The sequence below is a fragment of the Pseudomonas imrae genome (genome assembly GCF_046352735.2).
GTDB lineage: Bacteria > Pseudomonadota > Gammaproteobacteria > Pseudomonadales > Pseudomonadaceae > Aquipseudomonas > Aquipseudomonas imrae.
The window spans coordinates 3,065,415-3,091,951 of sequence record NZ_CP110853.2 but is presented as its reverse complement, the minus strand read 5'-3'; the positions used below and the strand labels follow the sequence as shown (position 1 = coordinate 3,091,951).

General features: G+C 60.1%; 22 protein-coding genes. 13 read left to right on the top strand and 9 right to left on the bottom strand.

All coding sequences use genetic code 11. The annotated features are described in order from the left end of the window. The 4 genes from OQ460_RS13735 to OQ460_RS13720 all read right to left on the bottom strand — a co-directional run bounded on the left by OQ460_RS13735 (position 1) and on the right by OQ460_RS13720 (position 5,235). Entirely contained in the window at positions 1–1,572 is a 1,572-nt protein-coding gene (locus OQ460_RS13735) for an aldehyde dehydrogenase (NADP(+)) (protein ID WP_410018017.1), read from the bottom strand. A gap of 82 nt (positions 1,573–1,654) precedes the next feature. Beyond that, positions 1,655–2,602 carry a dihydrodipicolinate synthase family protein gene (locus tag OQ460_RS13730; RefSeq protein WP_410018016.1) on the bottom strand — a complete coding sequence of 316 codons (948 nt, stop codon included), beginning with the start codon at positions 2,600–2,602 and terminating at the stop codon, positions 1,655–1,657. A 47-nt stretch (positions 2,603–2,649) separates the two neighbouring features. Then, positions 2,650–3,576: a 4-hydroxyproline epimerase gene (locus OQ460_RS13725; RefSeq protein ID WP_410018015.1), complete on the bottom strand. Its 927-nt coding sequence runs from the start codon at positions 3,574–3,576 to the stop codon at positions 2,650–2,652. Between the two features lie 12 nt (positions 3,577–3,588). Then, entirely contained in the window at positions 3,589–5,235 is a 1,647-nt protein-coding gene (locus OQ460_RS13720) for an APC family permease (protein ID WP_410018014.1), read from the bottom strand. Positions 5,236–5,443: 208 nt separating this feature from the next. On the opposite strand from OQ460_RS13720, the gene OQ460_RS13715 reads away from it, so the two are divergent. After that, a complete protein-coding gene (locus OQ460_RS13715; protein ID WP_410022004.1) occupies positions 5,444–6,250 on the top strand; it encodes a helix-turn-helix domain-containing protein in 807 nt (268 codons plus the stop codon). Here the strand turns inward: OQ460_RS13715 and OQ460_RS13710 are convergent. Next, positions 6,219–7,055: a 5'-nucleotidase, lipoprotein e(P4) family gene (locus OQ460_RS13710; RefSeq protein ID WP_410018013.1), complete on the bottom strand. Its 837-nt coding sequence runs from the start codon at positions 7,053–7,055 to the stop codon at positions 6,219–6,221. The two genes, OQ460_RS13715 and OQ460_RS13710, sit on opposite strands and share 32 nt — an antisense overlap. A 146-nt stretch (positions 7,056–7,201) precedes the next feature. Here OQ460_RS13710 and OQ460_RS13705 point away from each other — a divergent pair, with 146 nt between their 5' ends. The 5 genes from OQ460_RS13705 to OQ460_RS13685 all read left to right on the top strand — a co-directional run bounded on the left by OQ460_RS13705 (position 7,202) and on the right by OQ460_RS13685 (position 14,100). Then, entirely contained in the window at positions 7,202–9,343 is a 2,142-nt protein-coding gene (locus tag OQ460_RS13705; RefSeq protein ID WP_410018012.1) for a TonB-dependent receptor family protein, read from the top strand. A 157-nt stretch (positions 9,344–9,500) separates the two neighbouring features. Beyond that, positions 9,501–10,043: a sigma-70 family RNA polymerase sigma factor gene (locus OQ460_RS13700; RefSeq protein WP_410018011.1), complete on the top strand. Its 543-nt coding sequence runs from the start codon at positions 9,501–9,503 to the stop codon at positions 10,041–10,043. After that, on the top strand, positions 10,040–10,999 hold the full coding sequence (locus OQ460_RS13695) for a FecR family protein (protein ID WP_410018010.1): 960 nt from the start codon (positions 10,040–10,042) through the stop codon (positions 10,997–10,999). Before OQ460_RS13700 ends, OQ460_RS13695 begins: the two co-directional genes overlap by 4 nt. Positions 11,000–11,089: 90 nt before the next feature. Further along, the gene (locus OQ460_RS13690; RefSeq protein WP_410018009.1) at positions 11,090–13,582 is read left to right on the top strand and encodes a TonB-dependent siderophore receptor; all 2,493 of its coding nucleotides are present in this window, start codon (positions 11,090–11,092) and stop codon (positions 13,580–13,582) included. Positions 13,583–13,764: 182 nt separating this feature from the next. Next, the gene (locus OQ460_RS13685) at positions 13,765–14,100 is read left to right on the top strand and encodes a hypothetical protein (protein ID WP_410018008.1); all 336 of its coding nucleotides are present in this window, start codon (positions 13,765–13,767) and stop codon (positions 14,098–14,100) included. 769 nt (positions 14,101–14,869) lie between these two features. On the opposite strand, the gene OQ460_RS13680 is transcribed toward OQ460_RS13685, so the two are convergent. After that, a complete protein-coding gene (locus OQ460_RS13680) occupies positions 14,870–15,232 on the bottom strand; it encodes an NUDIX hydrolase (protein WP_410018007.1) in 363 nt (120 codons plus the stop codon). A 139-nt stretch (positions 15,233–15,371) separates the two neighbouring features. On the opposite strand from OQ460_RS13680, the gene OQ460_RS13675 reads away from it, so the two are divergent. From OQ460_RS13675 to OQ460_RS13650, 6 genes are all read left to right on the top strand, one after another. Then, on the top strand, positions 15,372–16,340 hold the full coding sequence (locus OQ460_RS13675; protein ID WP_410018006.1) for a Gfo/Idh/MocA family protein: 969 nt from the start codon (positions 15,372–15,374) through the stop codon (positions 16,338–16,340). A gap of 60 nt (positions 16,341–16,400) precedes the next feature. After that, positions 16,401–17,018, top strand: coding sequence for a transcriptional repressor LexA (gene lexA, locus OQ460_RS13670; RefSeq protein ID WP_410018005.1), 618 nt, complete (start codon positions 16,401–16,403; stop codon positions 17,016–17,018). Next, positions 17,018–17,635, top strand: coding sequence for a translesion DNA synthesis-associated protein ImuA (gene imuA / locus OQ460_RS13665; RefSeq protein WP_410018004.1), 618 nt, complete (start codon positions 17,018–17,020; stop codon positions 17,633–17,635). The genes lexA and imuA overlap by 1 nt, the downstream gene beginning before the upstream one ends. Positions 17,636–17,642: 7 nt before the next feature. Next, a complete protein-coding gene (locus OQ460_RS13660) occupies positions 17,643–19,058 on the top strand; it encodes a Y-family DNA polymerase (RefSeq protein ID WP_410018003.1) in 1,416 nt (471 codons plus the stop codon). Next, entirely contained in the window at positions 19,034–22,132 is a 3,099-nt protein-coding gene (locus OQ460_RS13655; RefSeq protein WP_410018002.1) for an error-prone DNA polymerase, read from the top strand. The genes OQ460_RS13660 and OQ460_RS13655 overlap by 25 nt, the downstream gene beginning before the upstream one ends. Positions 22,133–22,232: 100 nt before the next feature. Beyond that, positions 22,233–22,469: a YdcH family protein gene (locus OQ460_RS13650; RefSeq protein ID WP_410018001.1), complete on the top strand. Its 237-nt coding sequence runs from the start codon at positions 22,233–22,235 to the stop codon at positions 22,467–22,469. A gap of 173 nt (positions 22,470–22,642) precedes the next feature. Here the strand turns inward: OQ460_RS13650 and OQ460_RS13645 are convergent, their stop codons facing one another. From OQ460_RS13645 to OQ460_RS13635, 3 genes are all read right to left on the bottom strand, one after another. Further along, positions 22,643–24,013: a 2-oxoadipate dioxygenase/decarboxylase HglS gene (locus OQ460_RS13645; protein WP_410018000.1), complete on the bottom strand. Its 1,371-nt coding sequence runs from the start codon at positions 24,011–24,013 to the stop codon at positions 22,643–22,645. 190 nt (positions 24,014–24,203) lie between these two features. After that, complete coding sequence (locus tag OQ460_RS13640) at positions 24,204–24,518, bottom strand: SCP2 sterol-binding domain-containing protein (protein ID WP_410017999.1); 315 nt, start codon at positions 24,516–24,518, stop codon at positions 24,204–24,206. A 56-nt stretch (positions 24,519–24,574) separates the two neighbouring features. Next, positions 24,575–25,285: a histidine phosphatase family protein gene (locus OQ460_RS13635; RefSeq protein ID WP_410017998.1), complete on the bottom strand. Its 711-nt coding sequence runs from the start codon at positions 25,283–25,285 to the stop codon at positions 24,575–24,577. Positions 25,286–25,479: 194 nt separating this feature from the next. Between OQ460_RS13635 and sohB the strand changes: the two genes are divergently transcribed. Beyond that, positions 25,480–26,502 carry a protease SohB gene (gene sohB / locus OQ460_RS13630; RefSeq protein WP_410017997.1) on the top strand — a complete coding sequence of 341 codons (1,023 nt, stop codon included), beginning with the start codon at positions 25,480–25,482 and terminating at the stop codon, positions 26,500–26,502. Positions 26,503–26,537: the final 35 nt, after the last annotated feature.

Here is a 26,537-nt window from a genome sequence, read left to right as displayed (position 1 = left end):
CTAGGCTTCTCGCTGACCGTCGAGCAAGCGGCGCAGCGCCAGCGGATTGTCGTGCCTGAGGGGGGACGGCAACAGACTGTCAGGGAAGTCCTGGTAGCAGACCGGGCGCAGGAAACGCAGGATGGCTGCAGTGCCCACCGAGGTCGAGCGCGAGTCCGAGGTGGCCGGAAAGGGGCCGCCATGGACCATGGCATCGCACACTTCGACGCCGGTCGGCCAGCCATTTACCAACAGGCGCCCGGCCTTGCGCTCCAGGGCAGGCATCAGCGCTTGCGCATGTCCGATGTCGTTGTCGTCCAGATGCAGGGTGGCGGTCAACTGGCCTTCCAGGTGTTCAGTCACCTCGCGCATTTCATCTGCGCTGGCGCATTGCACAACCAGCGAGGCGGCACCGAATACTTCGGTTTGCAGGCGATGGTCAGTCAGAAAGTCACGCGCCTGAGTGGTGAACAGATGTGCCTGGCATTGGTTCGGACCTTCGGCAGCCAACCCGGTGGCGGCCAGTTGGGCATGTCCCGTCAATGTAGCGACACTGCTTTCAAATGCGTTGAAGATGCCGGGGGTGAGCATGGTCTGTGCCGGACTGCGCTGGAGCAGGTCGCTGGCGATGCTGATAAAGCGCGCGAGGTCCGGACCTTGAATAGCAATCACCAGGCCAGGATTGGTGCAAAACTGCCCCGCGCCCTGGGTCAGGGATGTGACGAAACCTTGTGCCATTGTCTCGCAGCGAGACTGCAGCGCTGCGGGAAACAGATAGACCGGGTTGATCGAACTCATCTCCGCATACACCGGAATGGGTTCGCGACGCGATTGCGCCGCCTTGCACAACGCTATGCCGCCACTTTGCGAGCCGGTGAATCCAACCGCCTTGATCCGCGAGTCATTGACCAAGGCAATGCCCACTTCGCGGCCGGAACCAAACAGCAATGAGAATACCCCCTCGGGCAGTCCGCAGTGTCTGACGGCCCGAGCCAACGCGCCGCCTACCAGTTCGCTGGTGCCTGGGTGGGCACTGTGGGCTTTGACAATTACCGGGCAACCGGCGGCGAGCGCCGATGCGGTGTCGCCGCCGGCAACGGAGAAGGCCAGCGGAAAGTTGCTGGCACCGAACACCGCCACCGGCCCCAGCGGTATTTGACGCTGACGCAGGTCCGCACGGGGCAACGGTTGGCGTTGTGGCTGGGGGGTATCGACCCGCACATCCAGCCATTCGCCGCTGCGCACGGTGCGGGCAAAGGTGCGCAACTGCTGGCAGGTACGACCTCGTTCAGCGAGGATTCGCGGATGCGGCAGACCGGTCTCGGCGACCGCGCGGTCGATCAGTTCGTCGCCCAGCTTTTCGATTTCGTTGGCGATCGCTTCAAGGAATTCGGCACGTGCCGCCAACGACGTCTCGCGATAGCTATCGAAGGCTGACCACGCCAGTGCGCATGCTTGTTCCACCTGCTCGCCGGTGCCGCCGTGATAGGCCGGCTCCAGAGCGTTGTTGGTCGCGGGGTTGATGGCGCGGATCGCCTCGCGGCAGCCTGCAATGGCGTGCTGACCGATCAGCATGTTGCCTGTCAGTGTCATGGTTTGATCCTGAGAATGAGGGTTCTTGATGGTGTGTTTGGCCGCTGTGAGGCCCAGTTGCATCACAGCGGCGCACCCGTTATCAGTCGACGTTCTGCTCGGCCGACCAATTGGCATACCACTGGCGGAACAACGCGTACTGGTTCTCGGCATAACGCCGTTGGGCATCGCTGAGTACGTCGGTTTCGTTGAAGTGCAGGCTGTAGGCCTGATCGCCATTGAGCACCATCAGATGCTTGTAATAGAGCACCAGGTCGCAGCCTTCGTCGAAGGACGACAGCACCGCCAGCGCAGCCTCCAGTTCACGCGCCAGACGGCGAGCCTTGGCGTCACCCTTGGCGGCTTTTTTGCTGAGGGCGACCAGTTGCAGGACTTCACGGGGCAAGGCGTTGCCGATGCCGGTGATGGCGCCGGTGGCGTTGCAATTGACGAAGCCATGCACCACTTGGGTGTCGACACCTACCATCAGGGTGACGGCATCGTCCTGTGAGGTGATGTTTTCTGCCGCGTAGCGCAAGTCTGCGCCACCACCGAACTCCTTGAAACCGATCAGGTTCGGGTACTCGCGACGCAGTTCGAAGAACAGATCGGCACGGGTCGCAAAGCCGTAATACGGACTGTTGTAAATCACTGCTGGCAGGTTGGGCGCGGCGCTGAGGATTGCAGCGAAATGGGCCTTTTGTGCAGTGGCCGAGGCACCACGGGACAGCACCCGTGGAATGACCATCAAGCCGTGGGCGCCGACCTGTGCTGCATGGGCGGCATGGGATACCGCTTCACGGCTGTTGACCGCTCCTGTACCGACAATGGTCGGCACGCCGGCTGCCACCAGGCGCGCCACGCCTTCCTGGCGTTCGGCCTCGGTGAGCAGCGGCCAATCGCCCATGGAGCCGCAATACACCACCGCGCTCATACCGAGGTCGATCAGTTCACGGCCCTTGGCGACCAGCGCGTCGAAGTCCGGTTTACGTGCAGCGGTGCACGGGGTCATCAGGGCGGGAATGCAGCCGGTGAAGATGTTATCGCTCATTGTTCTATCTCCTTGGGAAGGGTTTGTTGAAGCAGTGCCGAGGCGTTTCAAATGCCCCAGGCGAAAGGATCCTGTTCGTCGATCAGCAGCGTGCTGTCGGCGGTCATGTAGGCGCGACCGGTGATATAGGGGCGGATGCGTTCACCTTCCCATTCAAAGCGGCCTTCGAATTGGCTGGCGGTGATGCTGGCCTGCACCCACGGCTCGCCGGCCGCCAGTTTTCCATCGGCGGCCAGGCACGCCAGCTTGGCGCTGGTGCCGGTGCCGCAAGGCGAACGGTCGTAGGCTTTGCCGGGGCACATGACGAAGTTGCGGCTGTCGGCCTGGTCGTCGTCGGCAAACAACTCGATGTGGTCGATCAGCGCGCCGTCCTCACCCTGAATGCCTTGGGCTTGGAGGGCCTTGAGCATCACCCAGGTGAAGTCGGTGAGGGTTTCGACGTTGTTCATGTGCAGCGTCTGGCCGTGATCGGACACCAGGAAAAACCAGTTGCCGCCCCAGGCAATATCACCGTAGACCCGGCCATGGCCGGGCACTTCCACCGGCACATTCTGGCGATAGCGATAAGCGGGCACGTTGCGCAAAGTGACGGCGCCGTCTTCATGCAAGGTGGCACTGACGGTGCCCACCGGGGTGTCGATCTGGTGCACGCCCGCAGCGATGCGTCCCAGGTAGTGCAACGAGGCGACCAGGCCAATGGTGCCGTGGCCACACATACCGAGGTAGCCGGTATTGTTGAAGAAAATCACACCACAAGTAGCGTCCTTGGAAACCGGCGCGCAGTACAGCGCACCGACCAGTACATCGTTGCCACGGGGTTCCAGCAGGCAGGCGCGACGCCAGTGGTCATGCTGGTTGCGCAGGCTGTCGAGCTGCTCAGGCAGGGTGTTGCCAGCCAGTTCGGGAAAGCCCTTGATGATCAGGCGTGTGGGTTCGCCGCCGGTGTGTGAGTCAATCACGTGCAGTCGTTTCATAAAGCGGTCCATTCAGTGATTGGCAGGGTTTGGGGATGAAAGCGGGATACCAGCGTGTTGCACGTCGGTGGCTGGCAACACGGCTTCGCTTTCATCGTCTTCGTGTTCGAGTTCCACCAGGTGCGTCGGTACGCCAGTGGCTGCGCCCCAGTAATAGATACCCATGGCGCAGGCTGCGACGACCACGGTATCGAATGGATGAGTGAGTACGCCCAGGCCACCAAAGCTGCCGAGTTTCGACAGCACGATGGTCACGGCGTAAAAGCCGATCAACCAGGCACTGGAGCGCACCTGCTGGGCCAGGTTCAGGTGGTGCGTGGGCACCAGGCGGCGGCACAACAGGTACACCACAAACATCACAATTTGCAGGCCAAGCAACCAGGACACGGTGTTCCAGCCCGACCAATAGACAATCAGCGCAGCGATGATGAATGACAGTGGACCCAGCACATTCATCCACTTGACGCGAAACGGGCGCGGCATGTCCGGGGCGTTGCGACGCAGCGCGGCGACACATACCGGGGCGACGGCGTAGCTCAACACCAGCGCGGCGGACACCACATTGATCAGCGCTTCCCAGGACGGGAACGGCAGGGTCCAGAACACCGACAGGCCAAAGGTCAGCCACAGCGCCGGGCGCGGGATGCCGGATTTTTTATCGATACGGGTGAAAATCTTGAAGAATGTCCCGGTTTGCGCCCAGCCGTAAATCACCCGTGGCGTAGCGTTCATGTAGATGTTGCCGCAGCCGCTGGGGGAAATGACTGCGTCGGCAACCACCAGATAGGCCAGCCAGCCCACACCCAGGGCCAGGGCGATATCTCGATACGGCAGCGCCAGTTCCTTGCTGATACCGGCCCAGCCGTTGGCGAGCATTTCCGTGGGCACGCCGCCCAGGAACGCCACTTGCAGCAAGACATAGATCGCCGTGGACAGCAGCACCGAGAGGATCATGGCAATCGGAATGGTGCGTTGCGGGTTCTTCACCTCGCTGGCCACCGAGATGATCGGCGTGAGCCCCAGGTAGGCGAAGATCACCCCACCGGCGGAGACCGCCATTTCGATGCCCGACAGGCCAAACGGCGCGAAACCCTGGGAATGGAAATTCTCTGGTTTGAAGAAGGTGAACAACACCCCGATCACCAGCAACGGTACGATGAACTTGAACACGCTCACCAGGTTGTTGGCGATGGCGAAGGTCTTCACGCTGCGGTAATTGAGCACAAAGAACAGGCAAAGCAGACCGAACTGCAACAACCAGCCCATGGGCGTGGGATCGCTGGAACCGGCTTTGGTCAGTTCAGGAAACCACGCGGCAGCGTATTGCCGGGCGGCGACTACTTCAATTGCCACCAGGCTTGAAAACGCGATCAGCGTGATAAAGCCCATCAGGTAGCCCAACAGTGGGCCGTGGGAATACACCGGGTAGCGCACCACGCCGCCGGCACGGGGCAAGGCTGCACCTAATTCGCAATAAACAATACCCAGCAGCAGTACGGCGAAACCGCCGATTATCCAGGAGAAGATTCCGGCGGGACCGGCGATGGCCGACACGTGACTGGCGGCGAACAACCAGCCGGAACCGAAGATGGCTCCCAGTCCGATAAAGGTGAGGTCGATCAGAGACAGCTGTTTCTTGAACTTGCCTTGGGCTGACATAGCGGCGCCTTTTTGTGAGTTTTTGGATAGGCATGCAGTGGCGCTACAGTGAACCCATCGCCACGCTCGCGATTGATGTCTTGCGCCGCTATGAATGACGAAATCAGCACAATTGGCCGGTGTGCGGGCACGCTCGACAGGCAGTCGGGCATCGGGCAATCTGCCTGGCGGGCGCCTGGCCTGTCCGACCGAAGAGGAAGTGAATGTGATGATGCAGAGCGCGTTTGCGAGCCTTTGCCAGGGGCGCGACCTGGATCGTCCGCAAACCATCGAGCAACTGCTCGCGGGGGTGGCACTGCTGTTGCCGATGCTCGATGTGATCCCCAATGCGACGATGTTCATCAAGGATGTCCAGGCGCGCTACGTCATGGCCAACCGTACGCTGGTGCAGCGCTGTGGCTTGAAACACTTACAGCCGCTACTGGGAAAGACCAGTGCCGAGGTGTTCCCCGCGCAGTTGGGCCCCGGTTATACCGAGCAGGATCGACGGGTGCTGGAGCAGGGCCTGGTGCTGGAGGACCAACTGGAACTGCACTTGTACGGCAGTCGCGAGCCGGGGTGGTGCTTGACCCACAAATGGCCTCTGTATAACCGTGACGGCGCGATCATCGGTTTGGCGGGTATTTCCGTAGACTTGCAATCGGCCAGCCAGACGCACCCGGCCTATCAGCGCCTGGCGGCGGTGGATGAGCATATTCGCGCGCATTTCAATCGGCGTGTGACCCTGGGAGAGCTGACCCGCATCGCCGGGATTTCAGTGGCGCAGCTGGAGCGCTACTGCAAGCGCGTGTTCCACCTGACGCCTCGCCAGATGATCCAGAAAGTGCGCCTCGAACACGCCCATCGCCTATTGCATACCGAGATGCCGATCACTGAAGTTGCGCTGCAATGCGGCTACACCGATCACAGCGCATTCACCCGCCAATTCAAGGCGTTGACCGGTTTTACTCCGCGCCAGTACCGCCAGGCCACGGGGTTTGCGCCTACGGCTGCAACTGCAGGGCCTGTTGCTTGAAGTAGCGTTTTTGCGCAAACGGTATTTCTTCGCGATCGCCGTACGGGGCGCTGTACCAACTGCCGTAAGTGGGGTTGGGCAACAGGAACCAACGTTGACCAAACCAGCTCAGGTAGGGTTCGACGGCCCGACGCTGATCTGCGAGGGTGTTGTGCTCGGCCTGGACGAAATCCCCCAGGGAGTCACCCGCCAGCAACAATACACGCGCGTGATTGGCAACCCATTGGCGACGGCAGTTCTTGCCGTAGCCAGCCTGTTCACAGTGGCCGGTAGGCGTGGCGGCAGCCAGTACCTGTTCATTGCTTTCTACTGGAAACCCGCGCAGGCGCAGGTTATCGACGGTGGCCTGGACCTGGCTGTGCTCACGATTGGTCAGGTAATACACTTTGATCCCGCGTTGCCTGGCGGCCTGCAAGAATGCGACTGCGCCGGGCAGCGCCTGGGCCTTGGCCTGGTCGACCCAGGTGTTCCAGCGATCGTAGGAATAGGTCTGGTTGCTGATGATATCCCGGGCATTGAGGGGCACGTTGTCCAGCACGGTTTCGTCGATATCGACAATCACCGCCGGTGGCAGGCCGGCCAGGTTACGCGGGGCGAAGGGCAGGGCGTCCCAGTCCGGCGAAGCCAGGGCCACGTCAAGTTGGCGAGTGGCATTGGCGAAGACCTGGCGATAGATCAGCTCATGCTCAATGGATGTCTGGGTCCAGAGCACGGCATCCAATTGATCGTTGGCGGGCGGGTGCTGCTGGCAGCCGACCAGCATTGAAGAGAGCAGGCATACACTGCCCAGGATCACATTACGCATGAAAATAGTCTGACTCGAAAGTGAGGGGAGCACATCGAGCAGCACATTAGCGCAATCGCTGGTCCCTGTGCGGTTCGATGCATACCGATGCGTGACCTGTGCATCCCTCGGGGCTTCCAACGCTGACTTCTTCAAGGATTCGGCCCATGCGCCTGCAACCCCCTTTGCTGCTTCTTTCCCCGAGCGCCCTCTGTTTCGCTGCCCTGGCGTTCAGCCATCTGGCGCAGGCGCAGGATGCGCTGCAATTGGCACCGCTGGAAGTCACCGGTGTCGAGGTCAGCGAGGGCGAGGCGGCGCAGGCGCAGCTCAGACAGGTGCCGGGCGCGACCAACTACATCGACCTGGCGAGCGTTGCGCAGGGACGGCTCAGCAGCAACGAGGACGTGCTCAAGTACCAGGCCGGTGTCTATGCAAAGGCTGCGAACAATGAAGGGGTGAAAATTTCCATTCGCGGCTCGGGGATCAACCGCGGTCCCGGCAGTCATGCATCTGGCCTGTACGAAACCTTCGACGGCCTGCCGTTGACCGGACCGGGCGGTACGCCTTATGAACTCAAGGATCCGCTGTGGCTGAGCCGTGTCGAGGTACTGCGCGGCGCCAACGGTTTTGAGCGGGGTGCACTGGCCTTGGGCGGCGCGATCAACTATGTGACCCGCACCGGCTACGATGCGCCCAAGCTGCGCGTGCGTTACGAGGTGGGTAGTCATGGCTATGCGCAGCGGGAAATCAGCTCCGGGCAAGTGCTGGGCGATGCCGACTATTACCTCAGCCTGACCGATTCGGATTACGACGGCTTCCAACAGCAAAGCGTCGGCAGCGCCAAGGGCGTGGCGGCGAATTTTGGCTACCGGTTCAACCTTGACCTGGAAACACGCTTCTATTTTCGCTACCGCCAAACGGCCAACGAAAGCCCTGGCAAGCTCACCCGGCAACAGATCAACCACGATCCGCGGGCTGCCAATGCTCTTAACCTGGCGCGGGATTCGAAGCGCTTGCAGCCGGGTTCCACCTGGATCGCCAACAAGACCACCTTGCACCTGGACGACAATGCCAGGATCGAAGCCGGACTGGCCTATCACGACTACCCGATGGACCTGCGCGAGGGCACCAATCGCCTCAAAGTCGCTTACACCGATATCAGCGGCAACTTGAACTACATTCGCCAGGACACCCTGTTCGGTCGCGACAGCAAGACCACCATCGGCCTGCGTACGACTCAGGGGCTGCCCAACAACGGCGCGTCGGAATATGTGCGCGTGCCTGCCGGCAACACGGCAGGCTATGCCCCCGGCACCAAGACCCGTGACTACAGCTACCTGGGCTCGGATACGGTGCTGCATGTGGGGAACGATCTGGAGTTGCTGCCCGATCTGTGGCTGACCACCGGGCTGGCGGCGATCTACACCCGCCGTGAAACCGAGGTGACCTATCCCGCCACCCAGGCGCCGGTGAGTACCCACGACTGGGACTACGCCCCGCGCGTAGGCTTGCGCTATGACTTCAGCCCGCAATTGCAGGTCTATGGCAACTTGAGTCGCTCGGTGGAACCGCCGCATGCCTGGTCGATGATTTGGGGTTCCAACAAGTATTTCCCTGATAAAAGTGGCCCGGCTACCGGACTGCAACGCGAAGGTGTGGCACTGCAAAACCAGACAGCCACCACGCTGGAAGTGGGCGGGCGTGGCGAAGCCTGGTTCGGCCAGTGGGACCTGGCGTTGTATCACTCGCTGGTGCGTCACGAACTGCTCAGCGTTGAAACCCAGGCGCAGACTTCAAGTACCTCCGCGATCATTGCCGAGTCCAACGCCAGCCCGACCATTCATCAAGGCCTGGAACTGGGTCTGACCCATCCGTTATGGAACGGCGGCAATCGCGGTCAACTGGCGTTGCGCCAAGCCTACACGTACAGCAATTTTCACTACCGTGATGACGAGCGCTTCGGCGACAACACGCTGCCAGGGATTCCCAGGCATTATTACCAGGCGCAACTGCGCTACAGCCATCCCAATGGTTTTTTCACCAGCCTCAATGGCGAGCATTCGTCACGGGTCGCGGTGGACTATGCCAACTCTTATTACGCGGCGGCCTATAGCCTATTGGGCGCCACCGTTGGCTATGACGCGCCGAAGCAGGACTGGCAAGCCTGGGTCGACCTGCGCAACCTGACCCACCAACGCTATGCCAATACCGTCACGCCAGGTTATGACGACAAGGGGCGCGACATGGCACGCTCGACCCCGGGCGATGGAATGGGGGTGTATGCCGGGGTTTCATGGAGCCTGCGTTGAGCGTAAATCCTTGGGTGGCAACGACCGGATAGAACGACGCCACGACCGGCTGCGCAGCCGCCGTAAAAACCCATGCTTTTGAACCCTTGCCCCCACATCGTTTTGCTGTCATCGTTTGCGCGATTGGTAATCTTTCTTATTTGAGAAATTTTTGCGCATGCATGACTTTCCCGTGGCCGACCGTCCTGACACCTGTCGCCAGCAGACCTTCACCACGCTTTACAGTGACCACCATGCCTGGTTGCATGGCTGGTTGCGCAAGAAGCTGGGCTGTCCGCAGCATGCAGCGGATCTGGCCCATGATGCGTTCGTGCGCGTGTTGCTGCTGGCCGAACCACAGAATATCAAGGAGCCCCGGGCCTTTCTGGCGACGACTGCCGGGCGTTTGCTGATTGATGGGGCACGGCGGCGCAAGATCGAGAAAGCCTACATGCAAGCGTTGGTCATCCAGTTCCAGGACGCCGGCATGCCCGATCCGGCGACCATTCATGTCGCCCTGCAAGCTCTGGAGCGGATTGCGCTGATGCTCGCCGGATTGCCGCAAAAGGCCCGCGAAGCGTTCCTGCTCAGCCGCCTTGACGGCTTGACCTACAGCGAAATCGCCGCTCAGTTGCAGGTGTCATCCAGCACCGTGAAAAACTACATTTCCCACGCGTTGGTGCACTGCTACCACACGCTGCACGGCGCCGATCCATTGTGAGCCTGCAAGATTCATCCTGCGAACAGATCATCAGCGAAGCGGCGCGCTGGCTGGCGTTGCTCCATGACGATGAAGTCACCGATGCTGACCGCGAGGCGTTTGAAACCTGGTGTCAAATTGATCCGCGGCATCGGACAGCCTACGCGCGGATGCGGGTGCTCTGGGGCAGCCTTGATGAACTGCCCGCTGCCCCGGCACGCCAGGCGTTGAGCAAGGCCTTCGCCGCGCACAAACCGGGATATGCCTCTCGTGGCGTGCAAGCTGTGGCGCTGTTGGGAGTGTTGATGTGCGGTTGGGCGGGGCTAGAACACCTGCCGGTCTGGATGGCCGACCAACGCACCAGCGTTGGCGAGCGGCGCCAGATGGTGTTGGCGGATGGCAGCCAGTTGCAGCTCAACAGCAACTCGGCGCTGGACGTGAAGTTCGACGGTCGGCAGCGGATCATCGAGTTATTGCAAGGGGAGATGTGGGTCGAGGTGGCCAAGGATGCCCAGCGGCCCTTCGTAGTGCGCACCGATCAGGGCACGGCAACCGCATTGGGCACACGCTTTTTGGTGCAGCGCGTGGCGGACGGGTCGACGCGGGTGACGGTGATCGAGTCAACGGTGGCTGCCAAGGGCAATCACAGCAATGCAGTGAAAGTCACGGCGGGGAACATGTCGATCCTTAAGGATGGCCTTGCCCAGCCGGCGCAACCGACTGCTGGCAGCGACCCGGCCGCGTGGACCCGTGGTCTGCTCACGGTGGATGACCGGCCGCTGAGTGAGGTCCTGCAAACACTGGCCAGCTACCGCCATGGTGTCGTGCGCTTTGATCCCGGTGCGCTGCAAGGGTTACGGGTATCGGGGGTGTTCAAGCTCGATGACACTGAAGCAGCGCTGGCGACACTGGCGGATAACTTGCCAATCAAGGTGGAATATTTCACCGATTTGATGGTGGTGATCAAGCCGCTATGATTTCTTCTCAAATAAAAAACGCTCTCATTCATACCCGATTTTCCGACATGGCCGTCATGGATATTAGAACCCCATATTCCAGGACGTCTCATGTCACGTTTTGTTCGCCCGATGCACCCACTGGCGTTGTCAGTGGCGCTGGCTATTGCCGCCGTTCCCCTGTTGGCCGTTCAGTCTTCATGGGCGAATGAAAGCAGTAGCGCGGTCCAGCTTTTTTCGATTCCCTCCGGTGATTTGAGCCGGGCTCTCAATGGTTTTGCCGAACAGGCCGGGCTGGCGTTGGCGTTTGATCCGGCTTTGACTCGCGGTAAACGCAGCAACGGCGTGAGCGGGCAGTTGAGTCGCGATGCCGGCCTGGCCCAGTTGCTGGCCGGCAGCGGCTTGCGTGCCGAGGCGCTTTCGGCACAGCGTTACCGCATCGAGGCGATCCCGCAGGCAGATGGCACGCTGGAACTGCAAACCACCACCATCAGCGGTGCCTACCAGAGCGAAAGTCCAATCGGCCCGGTTGCTGGCTATGTAGCGACTCGCAGCCTGTCCGGGACCAAGACCGACACCGCCTTGATCGAAACCCCGCAGTCAATCTCGGTGATCACTAAAGACCAGATGCGTGCGCAGAACGCCGAAAGTCTCAATCAGATCCTGCGTTACAGTGCCGCCGTGGTCCCGGAAACCCGTGGCGCCACCGCTTCGCGCCTGGATCAGTTGACCATTCGCGGTTTTGCCCCGGTGACTTACCTCGACGGGCTGCGCGTGGCTTCAAGCCGTGATGCCTCACCGCAAAAGGATGCCTTCGACCTGGAGCGCGTCGAAGTACTGCGGGGACCGGCCTCGGTGCTGTATGGCCAAGGCAGCCCCAGTGGTGTGATCAACCTGGTCACCAAGCGCCCGTTGGACACACCGTTTCATGAAGTAGGGGTCGAGTACGGCACCTTCAACAAGAAGCGCACTACCTTCGACCTGAGCGGGCCGCTGGATGACCAAGGGGAGTATTCCTACCGTGTTGCCGGCTTGTTCGATGATGCCGACGGTCAGGTGCAACATACCGAGACCCGACGTCAGTCATTGTCCACCGCTTTTACCTGGCGCCCGAGCGAAGCGACGTCGCTGACCTTGCTCGGGCACTTCCAGAAGGACCCCAAGGGCGCGTCCTACGGTTCGATGCCTGCCTGGGGCTCGGTGCTGCACAGCCCACTGGGGCGCAGTATTGACGTTGACTTCTACGACGGAGAAAAAAACTTCGAAAAGAGCGACCGCGAGCATTTCTCCCTCGGTTATGCCTTCGAACATCACTTCAACGACATCTGGACCGTGCGCCAGAATGCTCGCTATATGCGCAGTGAAGGTATTTACCGCAGCATCTACCACAGCAATCTGCAAGCCGATTACCGCACCTCCAATCGTTCGACCATCGCCACCGATGTCGACATGGACGCCTACAATCTCGATAACCAGTTGCAAGGCAAATTCGATACCGGTCCATTGCAACATACGTTGCTGATGGGCGTCGATTACCAGAACACCAGCACTGACACCAAGGCAGGCTACGGCAAAGGTCCGACCCTTGATATCTTCGACCCGGTGTATGGCGCGCCGATCAAGACGCCGGAGTTCGGTACCGACGCGACCGCTCGTAGCGAACAGACCGGTGTATACCTGCAAGAACACGTGAAGTGGGGCAAGTGGGTGCTGTTGTTGGGCGGTCGGTACGACTGGGCCAGTACCGACAACACCACGCTGACATTAAAAACCGATACCAAGTCCAAATCCTCCCTGGACAGCAAGGCTTTTACCGGTCGCCTGGGTGTGGTCTATCTGTTCGATAACGGGCTGGCGCCTTATGCCAGCTACGCCGAGTCGTTTTCGCCTCAGTCGGGCACAGGCTACGGTGGTTCGGTGTTCGAACCCACTGAAGGCAAGCAATACGAAATCGGCATTAAATACCAGCCTCCAGGCAGCAACAGTTTCATCACCGCTGCCATCTTCGATCTGCGCCAGAGCAACGTGCCGACTATGGATCCGGACCCCACCCACCTGTGCGGCAACGGACGCTGCCAGGTCCAGGACGGCGAAGTACAATCCCGTGGTTTTGAACTGGAAGGCAAGGCCAGTCTCAACGACAACCTGGACATCACCGCGGCCTACGCCTACCTCGATAACCGCATCAGCAAGTCCAACAGCACCGTGCGCTATGCGCCGATTAACGACGTGGGCGTAGGCCCGGCGGTGTCCACCAAAGGCACCACCACTTACGGCGTGCCGCGCCATACCGCTTCGGTGTGGGCGGACTACACCTTGCACGACGGCAACCTCAAGGGCTTCGGCGTAGGGGCGGGCGCGCGTTATGTCGGTTCTTCCTGGGGCGATACAGCCAACACCCTGAAGGTTCCGGGCTATACCTTGTTTGATGCTTCGGTACATTACGACATCCCGCACATCAACACTCCCGACGACAACCTGCGCCTGGCGGTCAATGCCACCAACCTGGCCGATAAAGAATACGTCGCCTCCTGCTATTCCTACTCCTGGTGCTGGTACGGCTCGCAGCGCACAGTTCAGGCCAGTGCGACGTATCAGTGGTGATTTGAGCCAGAGGGGTTGAGAGACTTACAGCAATACCCTTGAAGTTGAACCTGGATCAGTTTGTTATTGGGCTGATCCAGCTTTCTTGCAAACGATCATGACAGGCAGAGAAGGCAATTTGCTGGCCCTGCTGTTACAAATATTTCGCCAAAATCACTTTTATTTTCAGGTGGTTAGGCTGAATGCGAATGTGCAATGTGAAAGTCACGCTGATTGCCTTGTCCCTGATGAGCGGGACGGTGTCGGCCCAGGGTAAAACCCTGCGTGAGGGCGACCGATTCATGTGCAGTTGGGGAGCAGGTACGGCGGCAAGGGCTCAGGAACTTAAATTGTCGGGCGTCTCGTTGTACGCCGCACGACAGAAAATCCAGACCTACAAATTCAATAAATCCTGGATGCGCATGATGGCCATGGGAATCACCGAACAGACTTATGACAGCCCGTCACGGCTCAAACCACCTGCCGTACGTCAGAGCTTTTATGAAGAGTGCGTACGCTACAAGCTGGCCCGTAAATAACCGCTTGATTAACCTGATAGTTGTTGTGGGTTTGACTCGGAAAACTTAAGGGCTGCACCAAGAAGTGGCATTTAAAGATGTCTTCCTCCTTAAAAAACATGTGGTTATTGAATGACTTAGCAGCATTCTGATCCGACGAAAGGTGGCAAATTATCTTGTTACAAGTTTGCTCGATGGTTATTATGGCCAGGCGTTCACCTCCCACGGTTTATGCATTTTTAAATCCCAAGTTTCCATCAGCTACTTGGGATTTTTTTTGCCTGCGATTTGCCTTTCCGGTTTGGTCATATGGCCTGGACAGCATTCGTGGCATTTGCAACCGGATGGGCGAATTGCGTGACGAGATCAAGGTGGGCTGCAGAAGGCTTGCGATGTTGGGGTAGTGAAGTTATTTGGAACTGATTGTGTCAGCGATCCACAAAACAGGTGCTTGAGAAAGCCAACATCCTTTGAATCAATATTAAGGTGAAATTGTGACTGCTATTGATAACTCCGTACGCCCACCAGTGACCATGCCTCAATCCAACTCTTTGGATGCCATTGCCGATTTCGGCGGGGCACAGGTTGATGACATGCCTGAGCACGTTCGCGTGAAACGCCCTGATGAGAGCCCACAGCAAGGTACAGCCCCGTCGAAGCTAACCTATTAATTTGGGCCGGCACAGTGTTAAAGCGTTATCGCTAATATGATGCACAGGCCTCTGATGGGGTTGTTTGCTAACAGCAACTGCATCCGGGGCCTGAGCCCCAAGCATTGTCGACACGCTATCTAAAGCCTGCGCAGAAAACACCGGACAATCCGCTTGGTGGCATCGGTGGCGTTCAGTTGCTCGAGGACGCCATAGGCATGCCACTGGCAGTCGATGATTTCGTTGCATGGCCGGGCTTCGTCGATGTTGATCACCGACGCTTCAAACACATGATGCAGCGTGTCGTTTGCCTTCAACTCCTGTAGATACAGCAACCGATCCACATTCAAGCCGGTTTCTTCTTCCAGTTCACGGGCCGCTGCGCCGACGGGCCGCTCATCGCGCTCGACCTTGCCACCTGGCAGTGCCCATTTCGACCTGGCCTTGCGTACGAACAGGATATGCCCCTCATGTTCGCAAATGACCGTAGCGCGTATTTTCATCGTCTGTGCCCCGGCAGATAGATGATTGTCATAAAAGTGTAATTCAATCGTCATGCCGGGTGTGTGCCGGGCGTGCTGGAGGCGAGGCTGGAAAACGTCGATACTGGCCAACTGAAAACATACCGATGAAGGAAGGCAAATGAGCGCTATCCGCTGGGGCATGATTGGCTGTGGCAGTGTCACTGAACTCAAGAGTGGACCTGCCTTCTACAAGGCGCCAGGTTCAGCCTTGGTGGCCGTCATGGGCCGTCGTGAAGAAGCTGTGCGCGATTACGCTGCGCGTCACGGTATCGCCCGGTTCTATACCGATGCCCAGGCGCTGATCAATGATCCGCAAGTGGACGCCGTATACATCGCCACGCCCCCGGCCAGTCATTTGGAGTACAGCCTGATGGTGGCAGCGGCCGGCAAGCATTGCTGTGTCGAGAAACCGATGTCGCTGAATGCCGAACAGAGCGCGCTGATGCAGCGCACCTTCGAACGCGCTGGCTTGCATCTGTTTGTTTCTTATTACCGGCGTTCGTTGCCACGTTTCCAGCAAGTGCGCACCTGGCTGCAAGAGGAGCGTATCGGCGAGTTGCGCCACTTGAGCTGGACCTTGTGCAAGCCTGCGGCGCCCACGGATACCCTGGCGAGTAACTGGCGTACCGACCCGGCGATTGCCGGGGGTGGTTATTTTGCCGACCTGGCCAGCCATGGTTTTGACCTGTTCCAGTACTTGGCGGGGGATATTGTCGAGGTCGCGGGTTATACCGCGCACCAGGCCGGGCGTTATGCGGCGGAGGATGCGGTCACCGCCTGCTGGAGCTTTGCCTCTGGAGCGTTGGGCATGGGTTGCTGGAACTTTGTGGCCGACCGACGCGAGGATCGGGTGGAGTTGATCGGCAGCCAGGGGCGCATCATCTTTTCGGTGTTTGATGAGCAGCCGTTGCAGCTTGAAGGGCAGGTCAACGAAACCCTTGAAATTGCCAACCACCCACATATTCAGTGGCACCACGTATTGGGCATGAACGCGCATATTCGCGGTGAAAGCGTGCATCCGGCGCTGGCTATCGAAGCGTTGAAGACCGATCGGATCATGGACCGGGTGCTGCAGCGCAAACCTTGACCGTTGCTTTAGCGAGCGCCGACTAGCGGCTATTGTCAGAAAATTCCCACAGGAGTACAAATGTACTCCATGACAACTTTGACTCCCCGCCGTACCGCCATCCTGACCTTCATTCGCGAACGTATCGCACTGCAGGGTCAGTCTCCCAGCCTCGCCGAAATCGCCGAGGCATTTGGCTTTGCCTCGCGCAGTGTCGCCCGCAAACATGTGCTGGCCCTGACCGAGGGTGGTTTTATCGAGGTCAACCCCAACCAGGCGCGGGGTATTCGCTTGCTCAACCAACCGGTAAAGCCGCAATGGCTGGACATTCCGGTGCTGGGCCGGGTTGCCGCTGGTTTACCCATCGGCGCCGACGCCGAAGTCCATAATCGCCTGATGCTTGATCCGGCCATGTTTGCGCGGGCCCCCGATTACCTGTTGCGGGTCCAGGGCGACTCGATGATCGAAGACGGTATTCTTGACGGCGACCTGGTAGGCATACGCCGCACCGCCGAGGCGGCGAACGGACAGATTGTCGTGGCACGCCTGGATGGCGAAGTCACCATCAAGCGTTTCGAGCGAACAGGTGAGTATGTGCGTCTGTTGCCACGCAACCCTGCTTATCGACCTATCGTGGTCGGCCCCGATCAGGACCTGGCGATCGAAGGCGTGTTTTGCGGCCTTGTGAGGCAAGGCTGATGGGCGCCGTGGTGGCACTGGACTCGCTGTTCAATGGCGGCAGGGTCTGGAAAGGCCGGCCGGCAGCGCCACCGGCCAGCATCCATCCCACCGGGCTGACGGCCCTGGATGCGGTGCTGCCCAGTGGCGGCTGGCCCGAGGCGGCCCTGAGTGAAATCCTGATCAACCAGGAGGGCGTGGGTGAGTTGCAGTTGGTCTGGCCAACCCTGGCGCGGTTATCGACGGCGGGGGAGCGGATTGTTCTGGTGGCACCACCCTATATCCCATACCCCCATGCCTGGACAAACGCTGGCGTGGACTTGCGCCAGCTCGTGCTGGTTCAGGCCAATGACCGCGATGCACTGTGGGCCGTGGAGCAATGCCTGCGCTCAGGCAGTTGTGGCGCGGTGCTGTGCTGGCCGCGCCAGGCCGATGACCGCGCCCTGCGCCGTTTGCAGGTGGCCGCCGAGACCGGCCAGACCCTGGCGTTTGCCTGGCGCGCCATGAGCGAGGCGATCAACCCGTCGCCGGCTGCGTTGCGCCTGGCTGTCGAAGCCCGGCCTGCGCAAGTGCGGGTACTCAAGTGTCGGGGCGGGCTGGCGCATCCCGCGCCGATTGCCTTGGCTGTCGGGCACTGAGGTTGGCATGCGCTGGGTCTGTATTGTCTTCCCGCAACTGGCGCTGGACGCCGTGCAGCGTCTGCGCCCCGAGCCGGATCAAGCGCTGGCGCTGTTGGCCGGCACTCCACAGAAACGGGTTGTGCAAACCGTCAATGATGCCGCTCGGGCGTTGGGACTGCGTCCCGGGCAGTCGCTGGCGGCGGCTCATGCCCTGAGCAAAGCCTTTGCCTGTGTCGAATATGACCCTGTGGACATAGAGCGCTGGCAGCAATTTCTCGCCGCCTGGGCCTATCGTTTCAGCTCCCAGGTCAGTGTGTTTTACCCGCGTGCCTTGTTGTTTGAAATCGAATCGAGCCTGGGTCTGTTCGGGCCTTGGGCAGTGTTGGAGGCACGGCTGCGCAAGGAACTGACTGAGCTGGGTTTTCGTCATCGCATTGTTGCCGCTCCCAACCCGGCCGCCGCGCGGGTGCTCGCCAACGCTTACGATGGCCTGGCCGTGCCCGACACTGAGGGTTTGTACCAGGCCCTGGGAGCCATTGCGATTGATCGGGCCGGCCTTGATCCGCAAACAGCTACTGCCTTGTCGCGCATGGGGCTGCGCACCCTGGCCCAGGTGCAGGCACTGCCTAGGCATAGCCTGGCTCGACGGTTCGATGCCGCGTTGCTCAAACATCTGGATACGTTGTCGGGGCAGCGTCCCCTGGCCCTGGATTTCTATCAGCCGCCGGACCGTTTTGATATACGCATCGAGTTGAATTTCGATGTGTTGTCGCACCAGGCACTGTTGTTCCCGTTGCGTCGTTTGACCGGCGATTTGTCCGCATTTCTCTGCGGGCGCGACAGTGGTGTGCAGCGTTTTGATCTGCACCTGGAGCATGCCCAGGCGCCGGCGACCCTGGTCAAGGTTGGCCTGTTGAGCGCCGAGCGCGACCCGGCGACGCTGTTTGAATTGGCCCGTGGGCGCCTGGAGCAAGTGCAAGTCACCTCGCCGGTGCGCAACGTGCGTCTGGTGGCCGCGGACCTGCCGCTGTTTGTGCCCCAGCGTCAGGACCTGTTCGACGAGCGCCCGCAGCAAACCCTGCCGTGGGAACAATTGCGCGAACGCTTGCGGGCGCGCCTGGGGGATGACGCCGTGCAGGGCTTGCGCTTTCACGCCGACCACCGCCCTGAATGTGCCTGGCAACCTGGCACCGATAGTCGCGCATGCCAGCCCTTGAGCCCGGTCCGGCGCCCCGGTTGGCTGCTGAGCGAACCGACAGCGCTGGCCGAGCGGAGCGTGCAGATCCTGATGGGCCCGGAGCGCATCGAGTCGGGTTGGTGGGATGGTGCCGATGTGCGCCGCGATTACTACCTGATCCAGACCCGCAACGGTCAGCAGGGCTGGGCTTTTCGCACGGTGGGTGAAAACAGCGGGCTATGGCTGCAAGGCTGGTTTGCATGAGCGAGCACTATGCAGAGTTGCATTGCCTGTCCAATTTCAGCTTCCAGCGGGGTGCGTCCAGTGCCCGGGAATTGTTCGAGCGTGCAAAGCAGCAAGGGTACCAAGCCTTGGCAATCACGGATGAATGCACGTTGTCCGGCATTGTTCGGGCCTGGCAAGCGGCCAAGGCGGTTGAACTGGCGCTGATCGTCGGCAGCGAAGTACGTCTGGAAAACGGCCCGAAACTGGTGCTGCTGGTGGAGAGCCTGGAGGGCTATCAGCACCTGTGCCGGCTGATCACTCTTGGCCGCCGTCGCGCCGAAAAAGGCCAGTACCGTTTGTTGCGGGAAGACTTTACCGACCCCGCACCGGGGCTGGTGGTGCTATGGGTGCCGGAGGAGGGCGATACCCAGGCTGATGGCGAATGGCTATGCAGGACTTTTGGCGAGCGACTGTGGCTGGCGGTGGAGCTGCACTGCGCTCAGGACGACGCCTGGCGCCTGGCGCATCGCCTGGAACTGGCCGCCAGCCTGCAAATCCCGGCGGTAGCCTGTGGCGATGTGCATATGCATGTGCGGGCAAGACGTGCTTTGCAGGACACCATGACCGCCATCCGCCATCATCTTCCGGTAGCCAGCGCCGGCCAGCGCCTGTACCCCAATGGCGAACGGCACTTGCGCAGCCTCGAGACCATTCGTGCGCTGTATCCGTCGCGCTTGCTCAAGGAGTCGGTGCAGATTGCGCGACGCTGTACCTTCGACCTGAGCCAACTGCGCTATCAATATCCCCGCGAGCTGGTGCCCGAAGGGCAGACAGCAGAAGCGTGGTTGCGCACCCTGACCGAAGAAGGCATCGCCCGGCGCTGGCCCACAGGTATCGATGCCAAGGTCCTTGGGCAGATCAATCGTGAACTGGAGCTGATCAGCGAACTGGGCTACGAAAGTTACTTTCTCACCGTGCATGACATCGTGCGGTTTGCCCGCAGTCGTTCGATCCTCTGCCAAGGGCGCGGGTCGGCGGCCAACTCGGTGGTGTGTTTTGCATTGGGTATCACCGAAATCGACCCGAGCCGGATGAACATGCTGTTCGAGCGCTTCCTGTCCCGTGAGCGCAACGAGCCGCCGGATATCGACGTCGATTTTGAGCACGAGCGCCGTGAAGAAGTGCTGCAATACGTATTCCAGCGCTATGGCCGGGCCCGTGCTGCGCTCACGGCGGTGGTCAGCAGTTATCACGGCGCCGGTGCGGTACGCGATGTGGCCAAGGCCCTGGGCCTGCCGCCTGACCAGGTCAACGCCCTGGCCGATTGTTGTGGGCGCTGGAGCGACCAGGTCCCGCCTCTGGAGCGCCTGCGCGAAGGAGGGTTCGATCCCGAGAGTGCGGTGCTGCGGCGGGTGCTGAGCCTGACCCGACAGTTGATCGGCTTCCCTCGCCATCTGTCCCAACACCCTGGCGGCTTTGTGATTTCCGAGCAGCCGCTGGACACCCTGGTGCCCGTGGAAAATGCGGCCATGGCCGAGCGCACCATCATCCAGTGGGACAAGGACGACCTGGACGCCGTGGGCCTGCTCAAGGTCGACATCCTCGCCCTGGGCATGCTCAGTGCCATTCGCCGCTGCTTTGACCTGTTACGGCACTATCGCAACTTCGATCTGACGCTGGCCACGGTGCCCGCGGAAGACCCGGCGACTTACGCCATGATCAGCCGCGCCGACACCATTGGCGTATTCCAGATCGAGTCCAGGGCCCAGATGTCCATGTTGCCGCGGCTCAAGCCCCAAACGTTCTATGACTTGGTGATTGAAGTCGCCATTGTGCGTCCCGGGCCGATCCAGGGCGGCATGGTGCATCCATATCTGCGCAGGCGAAACAAGGAGGAGGCAACCACCTATCCTTCCCCAGAATTGGAAGCGGTGCTCAAGCGCACCCTGGGCATCCCGTTGTTCCAGGAACAAGTGATGCAGATCGCGATTGTCGCCGCCGACTACAGCCCTGGCGAGGCTGACCAGTTGCGCCGCTCGATGGCAGCCTGGAAGCGCCATGGCGGCCTGGAGCCGCACCAGCACCGGCTGCGTGCCGGGATGTTGAAAAACGGTTATACCGAGGCCTTCGCCGCGCAGATTTTCGAGCAGATCAAAGGTTTTGGCAGCTATGGGTTTCCCGAGTCCCATGCCGCCAGTTTTGCCTTGCTGACCTATGCCAGTTGCTGGCTCAAATGCCATGAACCGGCAGCGTTCGCCTGTGCCTTGATCAATAGCTGGCCCATGGGCTTCTACAGCCCGGACCAGATCCTGCAGGACGCGCGTCGCCATCACTTGCAGATTCGTCCAGTGGACGTGAATGCCAGCGACTGGGATTGCAGCCTGGAGCCAGTCGAGGGCCGGCAGCCGGCTATTCGCATGGGGTTGCGGATGATCTCGGGTTTTCGCGAAGAGGATGCCCGACGGATCGAAAGGGCACGCCAACGGCATGAGTTCCGAGACATTGCCGATCTGGGCGAGCGCGCCCGACTGGACACCCGCGCCCAGGAATTGCTCGCGGATGCCGGAGCCTTGCGCGGGTTGGCCGAGCATCGGCACCGGGCGCGTTGGGAAGTGGCCGGGGTAGAAAAGCAACTGGGGCTGTTTGCCGGCGTGCCGAGTCCCGAGGAAGCAACAGTGCAGCTGCCTCAGCCGACTGTCGGCGAAGACCTGTACGCCGATTACGCCAGCGTGGGCACCACTTTAGGTCCTCACCCATTGGCGCTGCTGCGCGATGAATTACGGGGGCGGCGCTGCCGCAGTTCACGGGAACTGCAGTCGGTGGAGCACGGGCGCAATGTCAGCGTCGCAGGCCTGGTCACGGGGCGCCAGCGTCCGGGCACGGCCAGCGGCGTGACCTTCGTGACCCTTGAGGACGAGTTCGGCAATGTCAACGTAGTGGTCTGGCGGGACTTGGCCGAACGTCAGCGCCGGGTGCTGGTGGGCTCACGGCTGCTCAAGGTGGATGGCCGCTGGGAGGCGGTGGGCGAGGTTCGTCATCTGATTGCCGGCCGCCTCAGTGACCTGACGCCGCTGCTGGCGGGGATCAATGTGCGCAGTCGGGATTTTCACTGAGGCGCTGGTGTAAAGGAATTGACCTTACGCATGACAAGGCAGTGCTCAATGGGCTAGCTTCAAGGTGTATCAGTCATCGATCTGCTTGCGGAGGTACGTCATGCCAGTGAAACACGACCTGTATCTGGATTTGAGATTACTCAAGGAAGATGTTCAGCAACGCAGGGCGGGTAACAAGCACCTGGATGCGCTGCTTACGCAATATGATGACGTCGACAAGGAGGTGTTGAAAGCAGAGCACGCCAAGGCCAGTGATGAGGATGTGGAAAACATGAAGAAGAAACGCTTGTTGATCAAAGACAAGATCGCTGACCTGCTAAGCCTGCCCCCCCACTAGGCGCGTTTTCTGGAGGGGCTGGCGAGTTCCTCCAGAAGGCAGTCGCAGATTTGTTCAGAATTGTCCCGGGGACAGAAACCTTGTCGCTGCCTATCATGCCAATCGTTCGCCCGACCCTGGGGCACGTCAACTGCGCAAGGATTGCGTATTGGTGTCGGGCGGACTCTTTTCTCCTAAGCCAACAGCGTGTTCAGGCACATATCGATTGATCGCTGCTGGGTGTCTGCATACAGCTTCAGCTCATCGATTGTCTGGCGTCCCAAGGCTTGTTCGAACTCGGCCTGATTGGCGTTGACGCCATAATGACTTTGCGCCGCATCCCCCAGGTTCGACTGGAAAATTCCCGCCGCGCTGACCGGCAAAAAATCCTCGTACACCAGCGGTTCGACATCCACGTAGCCGGCTTCGATCAGCCCATCAAGGCTATCCGGGCTGGTCCTTTGAGTCGTGCGTGCCTTGTCGGTGACGAAATAGCGGAAAAACGCCAACCCTTGCTCGCGCATTGACCGATAGTCATCCGGGAATGCCTGGAAGTGTTGCGCCATCAACTGGGTGTAGCGCCCGGCATTGGTCTCATTGGGGAAGGCCCCCAATTCTTCGCGCACGCTATTCAGCAGGTGGTCGTACAGCGCCCGCCCTTTGGGCGTCAGTGCCACGCCGCGTTGTTCGATCTCACCAAAGCGCGCGCTGTGGCTACCCAGGGTATCGGTAAACGTGATGGGTTCATCGAGCGCCTTGAAACTGGTTTGCCGCAGCAGGATCGGGCATTGACGGGCAGGCGGGCCCTCGATCACCGCCTTGGGTGTGATGCCTTTGCCGGGCATATCGGCTTGCACGCGGTCAATGTCCAGGGTGCGTGGGGTCAGGTGGTTGATGTGCGGGCCTCTGAAAGCCACGACATCAGCGATCAAGCGGTGTTGCTCGCTTAATTGCTGGTACTGGGCAGCACTGACAGTGGCGGTGTGATGCCAGCGGAAGGTTTCCAGCGCTTGCTGGATAAATTCATCGGCATCGCTGCTGCCCAGACCGCCGTCGGCTTCTGCCTGTTCAACCAGCGCCAGGGCGCGCGGGGTGAAAATCGAGCGTTTTTCCAGAGTCGCCTGGGCAAAGGCGCGCAGTTCAGGGTTCTCGATCAGCTCCAGACGCAGTAGCGAGGTGAAGACCCGAAACGGGCTGGTTTGCAGCGCGCTTTCATGGACGGCGCGAAACGCTGTGGAGTGCACCGGCACGCCCGCGGGCGTCAGGTCGTAATAGCCCACAGGTTGCATACCCATTACCGCAAACAGGCGGCAGATGGTTGCCAGCTCATGGGCTGTACCCAGGCGAATGGCGCCATGGCGTTCCCTGTCCAGGCGCTGGATTTCGCCGGTGCGTTGCAGTTGTCGAACCAACTGCGCGTCGGTACTGAGTAGTCGTGCATTGGTTTCGGCCACCAGCTCCATCAGCGCACCATACAGCGGCACCTCGGCGCGATACATGTCGGACATGGCTTTGGAAAATCCCTTGCGGATCTCGTCGGGGCTGACATGGCGGGAGGTCGACATAGAAAAATTCCTGGCTGCGGTAATAGGGACGGATCCGTCAGCCAGATTTTGTTGAGCCCAGGCACCGGGCGCAAACGAAGATTCCTCTGGACTTCATTCTGCAAATGAATGAGCGAGTCACGCAGGTTTTTCGCAAGCAAAAAAATCCCGCCGGCGAAGGCGGGATTGGTCGATTCAGGATTGCCCTGAATCAGGCGGGGAACAATTCGCTCAGCTTCATGGCCAGCATCATGTCGCCTTCGGTGCGCAACTTGCCGCCCATGAAAGCCTGCATGCCGTCGGTGTCACCGCTGACGATACCCTTCATGGTCTCAGCGTCCATGACCAGTGTGACTTGAGCGTCAGGGTTTTCGCCTTCCAGCAGTTCGCAGGTGTTGTTTTTAACAACCAGCGAGAAGTTCTGGGTGTCATCGATACGGAAACCGAACACCAGGTCCAGGCCGTCAGCAGCGGCTGGGTTGAATTTGGCTTTCATTGCTTCTACGGCTTTAGCTACGTCAGTCATGGTTCGATCCTTTTATGGGTGGTGCCAGTGACCTTGGGGTCACGGTTGGCCACAGTTCATCGGAAAGTGATGAGCTGCGGCGCCTTCAACAGTTGCAAGTGGGTATGGCTGTTGAAGGAAGCCAGTGCCACCTCGCGACCACGGAATTTCAAGTGGTTGAGCGAAGTGTTGACAATTTGCCAGTTCAGTTCGAAGGCCTGGGCGGCAGGCATTCGGGTAATCAGGTGGAGCAGGGCGGTAATGGTGCCGCCAGAGGTAAACACGGCGATCTTGTGGGCGCTGTCGGCGGTCTCAAGCAGGCGTTGCAAGCCACCCTGTACGCGTTCGACGAAGCCCAGCCAGCTTTCCAGGCCCGGCGGGTCATACGTGCCACTGAGCCAGCGCTCAATGATCAGGGCGAAGATGCGCTGGAATTCACTACGGTTTTGAGCGGCATTGCGCAGGATATCCAAGGCTTCGGGCTCGCTGTCGAGCAAGCCCGGAAGCAGGGCGCGGATAATCGCGTCGGCGTCGAACTCGTTGAACGCGCTGTCGATTTCCAGCTCGGGAACGGTCAGGCCTTGTGCGCTATAGGATTCGAAGGCCGCATTGGCCGTGTGTTGTTGACGACGCAGGTCACCCGACACGCAGCGGTCGAACGTTAGGCCCAGCTCCGCCAGATGGCTGCCGAGCACTTGTGCCTGCTGCACACCGACGGGCGACAGTACGTCATAGTCGTCTGCACCGAAGGAGGCCTGGCCATGTCGAATCAAATAGATGCTGCCCACGTCCGTTCACCCGGTACGTTGAAAGTCTGGCGAGATTATGAGGATGCCGGGAAGCTGTCAATGGAAAAACATACGCTTGTTTTAAAAGCTCGTTAGAGGCCCGCTGCAAGGGGTTTCACCGCTGGCTCCCCGGCGACGCCGTCGGTATGCTTGGGCTTATCCGCGCCTGGCGCACCGTATCGTTAAGGAGTCTCATGGAGTTTTTGGCTGAGTACGCCAGTTTTCTGGCTAAAACCGTCACGCTGGTCGTCGCCATTCTCGTGGTGTTGATCAGTTTTGCGGCATTGCGCAGCAAAGGGCGGCGCAAGAATGCCGGCCAATTGCAGGTCAGCAAGCTCAACGATTTCTACAAGGATCTGCGTGAGCGCCTGGAGCAGTCCCTGCTCGACAAGGATCAACTCAAGGCACTGCGCAAAAGCCAAGGCAAGTCCGAGAAGAAACAGAAGAAAACCCCCACGGCCAAGCCTCGGGTGTTTGTGCTGGATTTTGACGGTGATATCAAGGCCTCGGCCACCGAGAGCCTGCGCCACGAAATCACGGCGCTGCTGAGCCTTGCCACTCCCGAGGATGAAGTGGTACTGCGCCTGGAAAGCGGCGGCGGCATGGTCCATAGCTACGGCCTGGCCTCCTCGCAATTGGCGCGTATCCGCCAGGCAGGCGTGCCGTTGACGGTATGCATCGACAAGGTTGCGGCCAGCGGCGGTTATATGATGGCGTGCATCGGCGAAAAGATCGTCAGCGCGCCGTTCGCCATCCTCGGTTCGATTGGCGTGGTGGCGCAGTTGCCCAACGTCAACCGCCTGTTGAAAAAACACGATATCGACTTCGAAGTGCTGACCGCCGGTGAATACAAGCGCACTCTGACGGTGTTTGGCGAAAACACCGAGAAGGGCCGGGAGAAATTCCAGGAAGACCTGGACATCACCCATCAATTGTTCAAGAACTTTGTGTCGCGCTATCGCCCGCAACTGGCGATTGATGAAGTAGCCACTGGCGAGGTCTGGCTTGGCGTTGCCGCACTCGACAAGCAACTGGTGGATGAGCTGCAAACCAGTGACGAATACCTGGCCAACAAGGCCAAGACCGCCGAACTGTTCCACCTGCATTATGCCGAGCGCAAAAGCCTGCAAGAGCGGGTTGGGCTGGCGGCCAGCGGTTCGGTGGATCGGGTGTTGTTGACCTGGTGGAGCCGCCTGACCCAGCAGCGGTTCTGGTAAGCCCGGTTCAATCTAACGCGTAGCAGCTATAGAGC